At 70.0% G+C, this 16,865-nt stretch carries 1 protein-coding gene; it reads right to left on the bottom strand.

Features of this window, described 5'->3' with window-relative positions; translation table 11 throughout:
* Window positions 1–3: 3 nt before the first annotated feature.
* The gene (locus tag ACFVVI_RS21860; RefSeq protein ID WP_387446522.1) at window positions 4–16,608 is read right to left on the bottom strand and encodes a hypothetical protein; all 16,605 of its coding nucleotides are present in this window, start codon (window positions 16,606–16,608) and stop codon (window positions 4–6) included.
* Window positions 16,609–16,865: the final 257 nt, after the last annotated feature.

Here is a 16,865-nt window from a genome sequence, read left to right as displayed (position 1 = left end):
GCATCAGACTCGGTCGCTGAAGATTGTCATCCGGCCCGCCGGATCGGCAACCACGTTACGGATCAGCAGGCCGAGGTCCAGCTCCGGCGGCAGCGAACGGTAGATCAGCTCACCCATCGGCCTGCCGTCGACCGCGACCGTGAACCGCGTCATCCGCTGCCGTGAACGCTCCCAGCCCACGTGCGCGGCCCAGGTGAGCTCGATCGGCTGAGCACCGACCTGCACCATCAGCCGATCGGCGAGCCGATAGAAGATCACCGTCACCCCACCGAGATCGGCGTACAGGCCGTCGGCGCCGAGCTGTCCCGGCGCCGCGGGCCGCAACGAACCGGACCGCGGATCGAACTCGGCCAGCACGCCACCGCCGTACGGACGGACGAGCAGCACGATGTGCTCGGTCGGCGGCTGATACTCCGGCCGATAAGGCCTGCGGGTATCGCCCTGCCCGCCGGCAGGCGGCATCGCGGGCGGCGGATACATCGGCGCACCACCCTGCGGATTGCCGGTACCCGGCTGCTGCCAACCGGATTGGTCGAGGGCCGGGTTTCCGCTCACCGGAGGGTAGAGCTGGCCATTGCCCGGCGGGTGACCATTACCCGGCACGTACGGCTGACCGTTACCGGGTGGGTACGGGTGACCACTTCCAGGCGCGTACGGCTGACCGTTGCCGGGGTACGGCTGACCGCTACCGGGGAACGGCTGACCGTTACCCGGCTGGTACTGCTGCCCACTTCCAGGCGGGAACGGCTGACCATTACCCGGCTGGTACGGCTGACCATTACCCGGCTGGTACGGCTGGCCACTACCCGGCGGGAACGGCTGACCACTACCCGGCGGATAGGGCTGACCATTGCCTGGCGGGAACGGCTGACCGCCTCCCGGCTGATCCGGCATGCCCGAGCCAGGGGGTTGCGTTCCCCACGGCGGAAGAGACGGCAGACTTGGATTTCCGCCCGGCGGTGTCGGCTGGACCGGCCACGACGGCACCGTCGGTTCGTTCGGAGCCGGCTCAGTCGGCGTCGGCTCAGTCGGCCACGGCGGCACAGGTGGCAGCGGCGGCTCAGTCGGTACCGGCGGCAGCGGCGGTACCGGCGGCAGCGTCGGCGCAGGCGGAAGCGTCGGCGCAGGCGGAAGCGTCGGTACCGGCGGCGCGGGCGGCAACGGTGGCACGGGTGGAACCGGCGGCAGCGGTTCGCCCGGCGGCAGCGGTTCGCCCGGCGGCAGCGGTTCGCCCGGCGGCAGAGGAGGTTTCGGTGGCACGAACGGATTCGGCTGATCCGGCGGGCACGGCGGATTTGGCTGGCTCGGCGGGCGCGGCGATTCCGGCTGGCTCGGCGGTTCCGGCGGCAGCGGTGTCTCCGGCGTCAGAGGAGGTTTCGGTGGCACGAACGGATTCGGCTGATCCGGCGGGCACGGCGGATTTGGCTGGCTCGGCGGGCGCGGCGGTTCCGGCTGGCTCGGCGGTTCCGGCGGCAGCGGTGTCTCCGGCGTCAGCACCAGCGGCGGCACCGGCCATTGGACGGCGTCGAACACCGGCACGTCGAGCTCGACCTCGTACTCGTGCGGTGGATGCGGAATGTGCGAACGCATCGCCGACCCCGGCAATTGCCTGCGCACCCCCGGCTGCCCCTCGCCATCGGGCGACCGCGGCGGACCCTGGCTGTCCCTGTCGGAACCACCGTCCCGATCCAGGTCGAAGCTCTTGTCGGGATCCCCCGAATCAGCGTTGTCCCCACCCTTGTCCGAGTCTCCGGCCGTGGTCGGCTCACCGTCATCGACACCCGAATCCGGATCGTCCACCGACGGCCGACGCGCACCCTGGCCCGCCTCCGAACCTTCTTGTTCGGCCCGGCCGGTGTCGCCCCGGTCAACGCCCGATGTCGGCTTGCTCGGATCAGCTTCGCCCACCACTACATTCGCACCAGTACCCACTGGATCGGGCTCACGCGGGATGACCTGCCCAGCCGCACTGCCGTCGCCGGTCCGACCCGTGCCGACGTCTCCGCTCGGATCGACTTCGCCCGCAACGACATCCGGGTCTGCGCCCACCGGTCCGGCCCTACGCGGAGTCGGCGAATTCGCCGGGTCACCAAAGTCGCCGCGCTCTCTCGGGCCCACTCGTTCGTTCGGATCCGGCGATCCCGGCCTCCGTGTCGGCAGCCCGGAGTCAGCGTTCTCGGCAGCCGGGTCGGAGCCCGGATCCTGCCGCGAACCAGCACCCGGCTGAACCTCGTTCTCACCGTCAACATCCGGACCGGCGGACACACTCGGTGGAACCTTGTTGTTGCCGTTGCCATCCGGCCCCACACCCAATGCCGACGGAACCTGGTTGTTGCCGTCAGCATCCCGCCCCGCAGACAGCCCTGGCGGAACCTCGTTGTTGCCATCGGAATCCGAACCAGCAGGCAACGCCGGCGGAACCTGGTTGTTGCCGTTGACATCCGGACCCGCAGACAATGCCGGCGGCGCGGGTGTACCGGGGCGCGCAGGCGTGGCGGGATCAGGTGTGGGCAGTGCGGGGGAATCCGGAGTGGGGGCACCCTGGGTCGGCCCACCGTTTACCGCGGGCGGGGACGTGGGCGCGTCGATCTCGGGGTCGGTGACGAACGGTTCGTTGAGGAGCTCGCGCAGGCGGGCGATGTCGGCGGCACGCTGCCGGATCTCGTCGCGGATCTCCTCGTGCACCCGCGCCAGCTGTTCGAGGGTCAGGCGTTCGTGCTTGTCGATGCGGCCGTCGCGGAACCACTCGTAAACCTGTGCCACCCGCTTGTCGTCGGCGTCGGTGAGGTCGACGCCGAGCAGACGCGCGTGGTCGCGGCTCGGTCCGGGGACGGCGTCCTCGGGGGCGGCGGGTAGCGGCGACCGGTTGCCGAGGTCGTCGGCGCCCACTTCGCGCAGGAAGTCGAGGGCGTCGCGTGGGTGCACCGGAGGGTCGTCGCCGATGGCGCGCGGGTCGGTGTCCGGGTCGTAGACCAGGTTGTCGGCGTACGGATCGACCTTCGCGAGCGCCCGCACGTAGTCGGCGAGCGGCCCGACGAGATCGTCGATGTCACCGCGCGCGGCCCGGTTGGACAGCGCCTCGGCCAGCGCCGCCGCGTCGAGCGGCAGCGCACCGCGCGGCAGGCCCAGATGGGGGGCGAGCGCGTCACGGGCGGCGTCGACGGCCGCCGGGTCGAGTGCGCGCAGCAGCTTCGCGTAATCGGTGAGATTCGCCGACCGCTGACGGTGCAGCTCCACCCGCGTCGCCGGATCGGCGAGCCCACGGGCGATCACGTCAGGGCCGAGCGCCTCCGGCGTGACACCGAAGCGCAGCGCCAACGCACTGCGCGCATTGTGCAGCGCGTTGAAGTTGTCGATCGCGTCGGCGCTGCGCGCGTAGTCGACCAGGCCCTCCACCTGCCTGGCCCGCACCTGATTGGCGCGTTCCTGCTCGGCGAGCAGCGTGTCGAGCTGCTCCCCCGCCAGGTTCGACGGATCGTCGATGCCGAGCCGCTGCGCCACCTCGGCGATGTCGGCCCGGAGCTCGGCCAGCGAACGCGGTTCCGGCACAGGCTGATTCGTGTCATCCGCCACGGCGGGAAGACCGGCATCCGGCTCGGCGCCCGTGGGCGGCCGCTCGATCATCCGCCACGGCTGCGTCCCGTCGCGCACCATCGTCGCGTCGACCGTGCGCCCGTCCACCTCGGTGCGCAGGTGCCGCACCTCGGGCGCGTCGACCTCGAGGATGTGCACGCGGCCGCCGTCATCGATCCCGACCACCCGGATCTCGATGTCGACCTCGCCACGGTTGAGCCGGTCGATGAAGTCGGCATCGGCATCGGCGAGCGCACGGGCCAGCGCGGCCTCGTGTCCGGCCCCGGTGTCGACGATCGCGATCTTGCCGTTCTCGGGGTCGACGACGAGCCGATCGCCGCTGTCGCTGTCGTTGAAATCGGCTACTCGCTGGGTGAGTTCACCGAGTACTCCGACGTTGTCGTCCAGCTGCCCGCGCAGCCTCGCGATCTCGCCGTCGAGATTGTTGACCAGCGCCTCCAGGTCCGCCCCGGCCAGGTGTGCCCAGGTGGACCGTTCGTCACGCAGTCCGGCGCGGCGCAGCGCGTCGTCGAAGATCTTGCGTGCGTCCTCGGCGTGCACGGTCGGATCGCCACCGTCGTCGCTGAGATCGCCCCAGATGTTGACCCATTCGCCGCCGTTGTTCACCCCGCGCCAGTTGAGCATTCGCAAGCTGAACTCGTCGCCCTTGGCCGCGACGACTTCCTTGAGGTAGGCGCCGAGCGGGTCGTTGCTGTGGAAGTTGGCGGGCCGGAACGGGATGTCCGCGTGCTCGGCGTTGAAGAATCGCGCGGCCGCTTCCAGCGCCTGGATCACACCGTCGCGGCGCAGCAACCGGTATTCGGCCTCGGCGACAGCCTTGCGCAGCCCTTCTTCACTGAAATCGGTGAGCTGGACCCCGAGTTCGCGGGCCAGCGCTTCGAGCACGGTCGCATCGGCGATTCGCCCGTTGACCGCGTCGACCACATCCCGCAGCCACGGCGGCAGCGGTTCGGCAACGGCGGGAACTTCCTCGCCCTTGCTCGAAATCTGCACCGGCTCATCAGAATCCGCGAGTTCCTTCAGCTCCCGCGCAGCCAGCTCCCCGGGCGACAAGCTCTCCGGTTCGAGCAGATGCTCCAGCCCCGCGTCGCGCAGGTCCTGCTCGATCTGACGGCGCAGCTGCGGGTCGGCATCGGAGATCCACGGCTTGTACTCGCTGCCGTCGAGATTGCGCAGCGGCAGGAATTCGCCCGCCTGATCGGCGATCCGCGAGGACAGGTGCTTGAGGATCGGCACCAGCTCGCGGTTCTGCCACATGAGCACACCCTCTTTGAGGATGCGCGCCGGATTGAACTTGATCTGCAGCTGGTCGTATTCGCCACCTGGCTGGCCTGGCGTCGAGTCCTTCACCGTGGTCAACGGCAGCCCGGCACTGTGGCCGAGCATCGACTGACCGGCACCGTCCATGCTCGATCCGGACGGGTACTTCGGATTGTCGCCGTAGTAGCCGCGATTGACGAGCCGGTCCCACAGCTTGCGCAGCCAGTTCTTCTTCGGCGGCACCTCGACCGCCTTGTCCGCGGTCGAGGTGAACGGCTTCGGTTCGATGCGCGCGAGTGGTTCGAGATGCCAGGCGTCGGGCCCGTCGGCCACCAGCCGCACCAGCATCTTGTCGCCGTCGACGTCGAGCGACAGCACGCGGTCGTCGAGCTCGGTGCGCACCATCTGATACAGGTGCGCCATATCACCGGCGTCGCGCGTCACCCCTGCGCGCAACCGGTTGAGGTCGTCGGCGGCGCGGACGAGACCGGGGTCGGCAGGCAGTCCCAGCCGGGCCGCCCAGCGCCGAGCGATGGCCTCGCGCAGCGCCCGCTGCTGCGGATCGGTGGCGGCCTCGGCATGCCGGACCGCGGCGGCGAACGCCTCGACCGCACCCGCCCGCAGCAACTGGCGGTACCGGGCGGCGTCGAGGGAACCCGCATCGGTGAGATCCACACCGAACCTGGCGGCCAGGCGATCCATCGCCTGCTGCGCGGGCTCGATCCTCGGCCCGCCGGGCCGGCGCGCACCGTCTTCCGGCGGCAGTATCGCGGACGGGTGCAGCGGCGTGGCCTGCGGGTTCGGCTCCGGATCGGCGCCGACGGAGGGTCGGGCGTCGTCGAGCCCGGCCAGCCGCAGTTCCTCGGCCATCTCGGCACGCACCTGCGGATCGCCCTCGACCCGCCAGTGGTCGAGCCCGTCCTGCAACTCGTCGACGTCGAGCGGCTCGTAGTCGTCCGGATACCGCATGGGTGTGCCGAGTTCGGCGTCGGGATCCAGTGCGCTGTCGAGGAATCCGCGGGCCCGCGCCATATCGGCGATCTCGGCGAGCGCTCCGAGCGGATCACGCTGACCGGTGAGCGCGTCACCGAGGCCGAGCGCTTCGGCGAGTACGCGGACCTGCTCGGCTTGCTCCGGGGTGAGCGGTGGCGTGTCGGCGGTGGCCGAGGGCGGCAGATCGCTGAGTTCCTGCAGGAACTGGTGGACATCGTTGAGGAAGTCTCTGCGCTGGTACGCGCGCTGGGGTGCATCGCCGGCGTCGGCACCGTCGGTGACCGGCTGATCCAGCACGGCGTCGCCGGGTACGGCCAGTTCGGCGGGCGTCTTGGGCAGACCGAAGTCCAGTGGCGACGAATTCTGCGCCGGCTCTTCGGGTTCCGGGCTCGGCGCGGTCGGCGGACGCGACGGCGGCTTGGACGGCGGGCCGCCGGGCGCCGTCTGCGCCGCGGGCGGATCCCCCGAATCGTCGTCATCGCCACGCGAACCGTCGTTGTCGCGGGAGCCGTCGTTGTCGCGGGAACCGCCCTCAGAACGCGAACCGTTGCCGCTCTCGCTTGTCGACCCGTCCCCACTGTCCGGCGTCGTGGCACCACCCTGCCGTTCGACCGCGGCGGCGAACCGGGCGGCCATTTCCGCACGGGCAGCGTCGAATTCCTGCTGTGCCCGCAGATACGACTCGAGGGCCTGCGCGTCGGCCAACGCCTCGGCGTCGAGCTCGTCGGGCCGTGTCTGCGCGGCCTCGGCGAGTTCGGCACGCAGCGCGTCGAACTGCTGCTGCGCGGCGAGGTAGGACTCGAGCGCGGCCAGGTCGGCCGCGCGCACGGCGAAATCCGCGTCGGCGTCATCGCCGCGCTGCGCGGCGGTCTCCGCGTCCCTGGCCGCCAGTTCCTCGAACCTGGCGGCGATGTCCGCCTGCGCGGCGTCGAAATCCCGTTGGGCGCGCAGGTACGACTCCAACGCGGCCAGATCCGCGTCGACACCGTCGAGATCACGCAGCGTGTCCTCCAGGGCGGCATCGGCGCCGTCGGCGCGTCGCTCGTCCGCCTGGTCGTGCAGCTTGTTCTGGCGTTCGACGGCGTCGTCGATCATCGCCAGCGGATCGACCGGCTCACCCGGTCCGACCAGATCGTCCAGCGAGGGAATCGGTTCGGCCAGTTCGCCGGCGACCTCGTCCAGCTTGCGCATGGTCTGGTCGAGCTTCGCGTCGGCCCGATCGTCGAGGTCGCGGCCGCGTTCGGGCGGCACCTCGGAATCGGGTCGGCCCGAATCCGGTTGCGGGCCAACCGGTCGCGGACCCCCGCCCGGCTTGCCACCCTCCGGCGCCGCGGGCAGCCCGCGCCGCCCCTCGGGCAACGCGTCGGGCTGCGAGCCGGGGTGCTCTCTGGTCGGCGTTCCCTCGGCGGCCGGCAGGTCGGCCACCGGCCGGTAGAACTCGTCGGTGAGCGCCTTCAGCTGCTCGAGCTGCTCGGTTCTGAGGCGGATCTCCTCGCGGATGGCCGCGATCTCGGCGGCCAGCTTCTCTGGGCTCAGACCCTCGTGCTTCTCGATCTTGCCGTCGCGGTAGGCCTCGTAGATCTCGACGAACTTCGCACCGTCGGCGGTGGACACATCCACTCCGACCAAGCGTGCCCAGTCCCGATTCGGCTGTGGCCGTGGATCATTCGGGCCGACCGGCTCGTCCGCGCCATAGGAGCGGGCGATGTTGCCTGCGACCTGGGCGGCGAAATCGGCGGGATTCGCACCGGGCTCGGCGGCGCCGACCACATCACGCAGGCCGTGGATCGCGTCGCGGTCGTAGATGTGCGGGTCGCCGGTGGTGCGCGGATCAGCCGCTCTGGTGCCCGCGGGATGATCGGTGTAGGGGTCGATGCGCATCAGCGCGTCGGCGTAGGCGGCCAGCGCCTCCCGCGCATGGTCGCCCGCGCCGAGCCGGTGCATCCGCGTGACGAGTTTGCGCAGCTTGGCCGGATCGATGCCGCTCTCGGCCGGGCCGACCTTCGACCGGCCGGTGCGCGGGTCGGTCTTGCTGACCTTCGGGCGCAGCGCCTCCGGATTCCCCGGGCTCAGTGCCTTGATCAGCGCTTCCTGCGCCGCCTTGACCGCGGCCGCGTCGACGTTGCGCAGCTGCTGGGAGTAACCGGCGGTCTTGCTCGGTTCGCGCTGCTGCCCGTCGAGCAGGTCCTCGAACTGCTGCTGGCGTTTACCGCGCCGCTGTTTCGGATCAGTGAGGACCTCGGCGATCCGTCTCGGCGTGAGCTCGCTCTCCGCGATACCGAGCCGCGATGTCAGCTGATCGCGCGCGTCACCGATCAGGTAGAAGGTCTCGATGTCGGCCATCGTGCGGGCGTAATCGAACAGCGCCTCGGCCTGCCCCGCGCGTACCGCGTTGTCCAGGTGCAGCGCACGGATGGTGGCGTCGATATTGTCCGGGTGCAGCGCGGCCGGACCCAGACCGAGTTGCCGTGCCAGATCGACGATTTCGCGCACCATGTCCGCACGGTCGCGCGAGGCGGGCGGGGGTTCCGGTGTCGCCTGGACCGGGCGCCACTCGCCGTCCTCGCCGCGCATCATCGTCACCTGCAGTTCGGCGCCGTCCACGGTGCGCCGAATGTGCTGCACCTCCGGTGTGGCCACCGGATCGAGGAACTGTCTGCCCGCGCCGTCGGCGTGCACGGCCCGGAAGTCGGGCCGCAGTACCCCGTTGTCGATGTCGATCGCCAGCTCCGGGTTGTCCCGCAGCGCGCGGGCCAGCGCCTCCTCACGGTCGAGCGCACCGTCGACAACCAGCAACCGGTCCGGCCCGCCGTCGGCATCGGGCACCCGCGCGACCTGATCACCGTAGGACTTGCCCACCGGTTCGGCGCCGTCACCCTGCAGGATCGGCTGCGCGGCGGCGATGAAATCGGCGAGGTTCTGTGCCCGCTGCCGTGCCGCGTCACGCAGCTCGTTGAGCGTCGGTTCCATGCGATCGCCGGACAGATCGCTGAGGTCACGGCCGAACATCGCCGCCCAGCCGGACAATTCGTCACGCAGCTGGTCGCGGCGCAGCGCGTGTTCGAAGAACTCGCGGGCCCGCGCCTCGTCCCGGCCCGGCTCCCGATCATCGGAGAAGCTGGCCCATTCGGGCAGCCGGTCCGCGCCGTTGCCGACCCGGTCGTAGTCGCGCAGCGAGGTGACGCCCTCGAAGGCGACGATCAGGTCGCGCAGGAACCGGCCGAGCGGATCCTTGTCGAGGAAGCTGACCTCCCGCGAGAACGGCACCGGGCGTGGGGCGCTGGTGTCGCCCCAGTGACTCCGCGATGGGTCGGCGCCGCCCGGTTCGTCGTCGTCGTAATAGTCGGCGTCGTCGCGTGGTTCGTCCGACTCGAGCTCGCGCAGACGGTCCGGTCCGTGCAGTGTCCGGTCGTCAGGGGCAGGTGCCGGATCGGCGGGATGATCCGCGCGCCGGTACGGGCGGGTCTGTTCCTCGTCGGCTCGGCGTGCCGCGTCGGCCAGGCCCTCGATCGCGCCGATCTCGCGCAGCAGCCGGTGACTCTGGAGATCGATCGCCCGGCGCACATCCCGAGCTCCCTCACCGTCGAGATCGATACCGAGCCGCTCGGCCATCTCGGCCAGCGTCTCGCCCTCGGGCGGCGGACCCTGCTGTTCCGGCGGCGTCTCGACGGGCGGAACGGGTGTGTCCTCCATCGCCCGCGCTTCGTCGGTGTCGATGAGTCCGTTGAATTCCAGATCGTCGATCAGGTCTTGGCGCAGCCGCGGATCGCGAGCATCGGCGAACAGTTGCTTCAGGATGTCGCGGACCTCGTCGGCGTCCATCCGGTTGGCCCGCAGCTCGCTGAGCACGGTGTCGCGCACCGCATTCGGATCGGCGTCGGAGATCCATGGCCGGTATTCGGTGCCGTCGGGGAAGTACACCGGGCGGTAATCGCCTGCCGAATCCGCCTCGCGTCCCAGTATCCCGCCGATAACCGGAATGTGCTCACGGTTGTGGTACCAGGTGAGCCCCTCCTTGCCGATCCGCGCCACGTTCAACGCGGGATCGCCTGCGCCGGGCGGCGGTTCGCTGATCATCGGACCGTCCACCGGCGGCGCGGGATGCGCGGGTGCCGGCGACGCGGGCGGGTCGGTCAGCAGATGCGCGCCGCCACTGACGCCGTCGCGCAGCGCGGTCTGTCCGCGCCCGTCGAGACCCGATCCGGACGGGTACTTGAGATTCAGCCCCTGATACCCGGCATTGAGATCGTCGACCAGTTTCCGCAGGGCATTCCGGTTGTCGACTTCGGGAATGTCGGCGTCGTTGCGCGCGGGCACATGCTGCGTGGCCTCGTCGCCGTCGTTCCGCGCGACTACCCACTGCCCGTCGGCCAGCTGGATGTGCAGCGCGACGACTTCTCCGTTCGCACCCAGCTCGACGCGGACCTCGCGCTGCGTCGGTTCAGGCTCCGGGTCAGCGAAATCCGGTTTCCGGTTCCGTGTTTCGCCGTCTTCGTCACCCATGAAGTCGGTTTCGGCCCGCAGCGCACCGTCCCAAGAGACAAGGGGTGGCTTCCTCGGCGTGCCATCCGGATTCGCCGAGCCTTCGAGGTCGGCGCGGAGTTCGGCGTCGACAATGTCTTGCGGCACACCCTCGGCGTGCCTGCGGGAGAAGCCCTCGGCGCTCTCCGTCCCGGAAACCATTCGGGTGCAGTTCGCACAGCACACGACGCCTTCGGCCGACTTGAGATTCGTGGGTGCGTGAACGAGCGCCGCCATCGAGGCGCGATCGGTGCGCTCACCGTTTCGTTCGCGATCGTGCAGCGCTTCGTTGGTCGTGCGAACCTCGGCATGGCGAAGCGGATCGTCGCCGTGATCCCACACCGTCGCGTCCTTGTTGCCCTTGGCCAGCTCGGCCATATCTTGACCGGTCGCTTCGGCGTTTTCGTACAACCTCGGGTGCAGGTCAGCGACGCGGAGGCCGGATTCCGGCGCGCCATTCGCCGCTTCATAGACACGCCCGGTCAGACGATCGATCGTGACGGCCACCACGGGTCCGATCGGGTTCGCCCGCCCATTCGCCTCACCGTACGAGGATTTCGCCGCCGCGGCCTTCTTCTCCAAGGCTTCGAACTTTTCATTCGCCTGGTCGCGAATCTCGGTCAAGGTACTGAGATCCTCGGGCGCCGCACCTTTCAGATTGCGATTCGCGATGCCTCGCGCACGCTTGGCGGCGTCCAATTCATCAGCGAGACGGGCCTTTTCCGGCTTGGTCGCCGCGATATCGGCAGCCTTCTGCCGGTCCGCCGTTTCGCTGACCGCCGCGTACAAAGGCAACCGCTCGGCAGCCACCCGGCGCACGAGTTCGTCGACGTACTCACCGTCGACCTTGGTGATGTAACCGTCGGCATCCCGGACTATGTCGCCGGTCAGCTCGCCGAGCAGGTGCGCCTTCGCGGCGGGCACATCGCTCGAACCCAGCTCTTCGCCGACGGCGGGCACCGGTTGGACCTTCGACATCGCGGGGGCCAGCTCAGGCGGATCGCTGTCCCGTGTATCCGGTGTATCGCTGGGCGGCAGATCGTCGTCATCCATGAAATCGATGTCGTCGTCGCGCGAGTCATCGCCACGGTCGAGCGCATTCGGATCGGCGCCGAACGGCAACGGAACATCGGCGAGCACATTCACGCCGTCGCGCTGGAGCAGCAGCTCGGTGACGGTGATCGTTCCGTCGGCGGCAGTATGTACCAGCCGGTACTCGACCTGCAGGGTCCCGTCTTCCATCGCTTGCCGCAGGTCGGCGACGGCGTCGGTCAGCGCGCGCCCCTCGGCGCTGTCGGGGTCGATGCCCCGGGCCACCATCTGGTCGGGAGTCTCGTTGAGGATCTGCGCGAGATTGCGATCCATGTCCAAAGTGCGCCGCAGGTATTCCGGCGAACCCTGTTCCGCCTGCGCGATTTTGGAGCCGCCCAGGACCGAGCCCACGCCCTTGGCCTCGACGACGACCAGGGTCGGCGCCGAGTCGGCGTCCGCGCGCGGGACGTAGGCAGCGATGTCGACCACACCGGCGCCGTCGAATGCCCCTTCGAACGGCGTCAGCAGCACGGCCCGCGGGCGGGCGTCCGGATCGAGCGCGAAGTCGATTCCGGCTACCTCGCCGAGCGTCTTGGACACCTCGATCATCTCGCGACCGAGGTCGTTGTAGTCGGTGGCGGTGTCTTCCAGATCGCCGAGCAGCTCGAGCCTGGCGGTCCGTTCGTCCGGGCTCAGGGTGGCATCGGACCGGATTTCCTGGCGCAGGTTCTGGATCGCTTCGGAAAGACGCTTGGGAGCGAGCTCTTTCGCCTCTTTGATCTCGAACTCGGCCATGAGCTTTTTGAGCTCGGTCCGAACGCCGTCACGTTCGGTTTGCAGTTCGAGGCGCCGCTCCGACGCGGCTTCCAGCTCGGCCGCCCGGTCCGGATCGCGCATCTCGTGCGAGTCCGAATCACCCTTCATCGCGTCGTACAGGTAGTCGGCGCTACTCAGGTGGTCCTTGATGAACGAACCATCGGGACCGTACAACCCGAACTTCACATTGCGCTTGGTGTCCGCCGGGTCATCGACGTGATGCCAGGTCCCATCCGGATCCCGATAACTGTCTGTTCGATCACCGGGCCGGTGCAACAGCCCATCTTCCCCACGGAACATCCCCGGCGGCACCGAATCGTCGGACCCGCGATCCGAACCGGCGACATCATCGTCGTCGCCCATGAAGTCGGTCTCCGGATATTCGGGTGAGACCAAGCGGGGTTCGATGGGATTGCCGTCCCTGGCCGCCTGTTCGAGATCGGCGTGCCGCAGCGGGTCGACCCGGGGTGCCCCTTCGTCGATGATGTGGCCCGCGGTGCTCTCGGTGCCCTGCACCACCCGGGTGCAGTTGGCGCAGCAGGGCGCTTCGACGCCGCGACTGGGGACGAACGGCGAGTTGAGAATGGAGGCCAGGCCGTCGAAATCGGTCGGCAGCTGGTCGTCCGGCCCACGCTGCTGGTTGAGCAGTTCCCGGTCGTGCAGCGCGGCGTTGGTGCCGCGCACTTCGGCGTGGCCCAGCGGGTTGTCCGTGTGCGGGAAATGGGCCGGGTCGCGCCCGTTGTGGTAGGCGTCGGTGGGGTCCTGGTAGCGGGCGACGTTGTCGTGCAGCGTCGGGTGCAGCTCGCTGGGGTGGATGCGCTGCTCGGAGGTGCCGTTGGCGGCCTCGTACACGCGACCGGTCAGGCGGTCGATGGTGATGGATGTGACGTGGCCCCGCCGCTTGCCGGGCAGCCGCTCGGCTTCGGCCTTCTCCAAGCGCTTGGCGGGCGAATTGCCTGCCTCGGCTTCGGCCGCGTCGGCGGCCAGGAAGTTGTCGAGGGCGGTCTTGGCCGCCGCGGCCTGCTGCTTGGCGTCCGCGACGCCTGCTTCCGCGCGTTGCACCCCGTCCGCGGCGTCCTCGGCGGCGCGGTCGAGCGCGTCAGCGTCCGCGGCGCCACGGTTGCGTGCGTCCGCGGCGGCCTCGACCGCGCGGGTGTGTGCTGCCCGGGCGTCCTTGAGGGCCATCGCGGCATCGCGCACCGCCCGGCCCTTGTCGGACTTCGCGGTTTCCAGCGCCTGCTGCTGGGCCTTGTGCTGCTCGTAGTCGGCGACCAGGGCCGCGTCCGGCGTGGACGCGTCGACGAACGCCTGGCCACGCTCCTCGCTGAGCCGGTGGGAGAACTCGTCGATCGGCTCCCCGCCGACATGGGTGATCCGGGGTGGGTCGCCCGCGGTCTGCACCATCGGGTCGTTCGGATCCAGCACGCCCAGCAGATGCGCGTCGACACCGGGCGTTCGGCTGAACGGTGCGTTGACGGTCCCGGGTTCGGGTTGCAGGAACGACATCGCGGTCGGGCGGGTCGGCGGGTCCTGGTCGCTCATGAAGTCGACGAGGTCGCGATCCAGTGGTGGGCCGTCGCCGTCGAGAGTGTCACGATCGCGAGGATCGGACGGATCGGAATCCGTTCTGGGCGAAGGTGTATCGCTCGGTGCCGTCGCGGACTCCGGGCTGAACGTGCGCCACTTGCCACCGCGATCGATCACCGGGTCCGAGCCCGGCTCGCGCCGCACACCGACGCGATCGGTCGGCGCGGTGACGTCGACGCCGAGCTGGTCGGCGATGTACTGCGCCCAGCCCTTGCTGTTGCCCGCATGGCAGGAGAGCAGCCGGATCGGCGTTCCTGGAACGTAATTCGGGTTGCTGCGGATCGCGTCGACGATGTCGCGCGGGTGGACCGGGTCCCCGTTGCTCGGCGTCACCGAACCGTCGCGCCGCCCGTGCACGACCACGTCGTGGGAGCCGTCGTTGCGGACGTTCTCGCTCACCCGGTGTGTGCGGGCGTCCTCACCGATGGCCGTGCCGGTCGGATGGTGCACGACGCCTTGGCCATTGGGCAGCTGGGTGTCGTAGACGGGGCCGCTGTCGTTGTCGTCGGGCTGCGGTTGCCTGCGATCATCGCCGGAGTCGGCGCGGTCCCTCGGCGACGCGGCGTCGTCGGCGCCCGGTCGCCCGGGACGACCTGTCTCCGGGCCCGGCCGGGCCGGGCTCGCGCCCGGATCCGCACCGACGATAGGCACCACCGGCGGAATATCAGCCAGCGGGTCGGACTCCGGGCGAACCTCCGAATCCCCGGCACGAGTCCGGTCGGCGATTGCCTCGGGCTCGCCCGCGCGGGTCGGCGGCGCTTCGCCCGGCGCGGCCTGCAACCCCTGCAGCGGCGTCTCTGCCACACCGGCGCCGCGCTGTTCACCGACACCCGCGCGACTCTCACCATCGGGTCGACTCGTCGCACCGGGATCTTCGGCGGTGCCCTGCGGGTCCGCCACCCTCGACTCATCGACAGTCGGGTTGTCGGTTCTGACTTCCGGTGCGCCGGAACGAATGTCGGATCCGGGCTGCACACCGTCGGTCAGCCCCGCGCGGACTTCCGGAGCGCCGGGGCGGGCCGCCGGCTGCGAACCCTGCGCGGGCGCCTGCTGGCCCGGCGTGGACTGCTGCGGCGTCGACTGCGTTGGCGCAGTGGGCGATTGAGCGGGGCTCGCGGCGGGCTGACCGGTCGTCGGCGTCGCGGCCTGATTGGTGACCGGCGCCTGACCGGTCGCGGCAGGCGAGGGCCCCGCCGTCGCCGCGGGCCCGGCACCTGCCATACCCGCGCCGACCGGCGCCCCGGCCTGCGTCGCGGTGTCACGGTTGGTCGCCGGAGTGTCGTTGACCTGGGTGACCGGCTGACCACCCGACTGCGCGTCGGTGCGCGTGCCCTCGCCGACGCTCGCGCCGTCGGCCTGCTCGGCCTCGCCCGCCCGAGACTTGTCCTGCCCGGAATCCGACTGTGCCGCAGGGCTTTCCCCTTCGGCACGGCCGCTGCCGTCCTGACGACCGCCGTCGCCCGCCTGCGATTCACCGCCCTGCACCTCGGGCTTGGACTCCTGTCGCCCAGCGCCCGCGCCGCCCTCTGCCGAGGACTGTCCGTCGTCGCCGGACTGCTGATTCGCCCGTCCCTCTTCGGAATTCGTCGGCCCTTGGGCTTCGCCTTCGGGCGACTGCGTGCTACCGGCGGGGCGCATCGACTGGCCGTCGTCACCCGCGCCGGCCCGCGACTCACCCGAGCCCTGGTCGCCCATGGTGTCGTCGCCCGCACCCGCGCGCACGCCGTCGTCACCACCGGCACCGGTCGCCTCGTCGTCGGCTCCGGCCCGGTTCTCGCCCTCGCCGCCGGGACGGTTGGACGACCCGTCGCCGCCCGCACCGTCGTTCTGCCCGAACGTTCCGAGGTCGTGGCCGGGCATGGCATCGCGAACCTGCGAGCTGAAGCTGGGGCGCTCGAACAACCCGGGCTTCATCGCCGACCACGCGGAATTCGCCCCGGCCTTGTTCAGCCCCGAAAGCCCGCCGTTGGTGGCACCCGCACTCCACATGAGCGGGTCGGACGCCGCGGTCTTCAGGTTGTTCCAGGCCTGATCCCACCCCTGGGTCATGCCCTCGTACCCGAATTGGCCGAGCATGCCGCCGCCCGCGCCGACCAGGCCGGCACCGGTGCCGGTGATCGCACCCTTGAGCCAGGGCGACATCCCGTCGCCGAGCCGCTTGCCGAGGAAGTGGCCGAACGGCCCGGCCGCCAGACCACCGGCGGCGGAGGAGACCGCGGCCGCCTTGACCTGGTTCCAGTCGACCTCCTTGCGGTGGCCCTGATCCACCTGCCACTGCTGGACGCCGAGTTCCTGCAGGGTGCCCAGCGCCGTGTCGATCGCGACGTGCTGGCCGATGAACTTCAGGACCCGGGTGATCACGGCCTTCGCGCCGTGTCGCAGGATCGCGGCCAGCACGCGCCCGAAGATTCCCCGCGCCACCACGCGGGTCACGCCGATCGCGGCGGCCTCCACCGCGGGCGCTGTCGGCGGAAAGATCCACGCCGCAGCGATTTCCAGCGCCAGCAAGCCCAGCGAGGACAGGAACATGATCTTGGTGTATTCGATCTCGGTGCCGGTCTGATACACCGAGTCGCCGAGGATGTCGAACAGTTCGCCCAGCTTGGTCACCGACTGGTCGCCGCGGGCCATCCCCTCGAAAGCCTTGAGCATGTCCTCGACGCCGTCGCCCTGCGGATATGCCTTGAACGCAGCATCTTTGGCGGCGTCGACGTCGTCTACCAGGCCACGAAGACCATCTGCGGCCGTGCGCCAGTCCTCGGCCATGGCCCACATCTCGTCTTCATTGCCCTCCGGCCACTCCATGCCGGCAAGAATCGAGAGCCAATGCAGCCCAGATGGGAGATCTATCATGGAGCGCTACGTCACCAACTCGAGTCCGTGAACGTCGCCATCGCCCCTCATCCCTCAATAGTGATGCCCGGTCGAGCACACCACAACTCGTTCGCCTGCGCAACAGAGTGACAGCTACCCACGAATCCGTGGTGACGACAGAATGAACGCCAGGCAGCCGGAACGAACCCCGTGCGGGCGACTTGACGACCAGCCGGTGCGGGCGAAGG

The organism is Nocardia sp. NPDC058114, assembly GCF_042884695.1.
GTDB lineage: Bacteria > Actinomycetota > Actinomycetes > Mycobacteriales > Mycobacteriaceae > Nocardia.
This window is presented reverse-complemented; position numbering and strand designations above follow the sequence as displayed.

Bases quoted from the DNA above. Each gene is read 5' to 3' on its own strand.
- ACFVVI_RS21860 (WP_387446522.1), bottom strand. From the start codon at position 16,608: ATGGAGTGGCCGGAGGGCAATGAAGACGAGATGTGGGCCATGGCCGAG.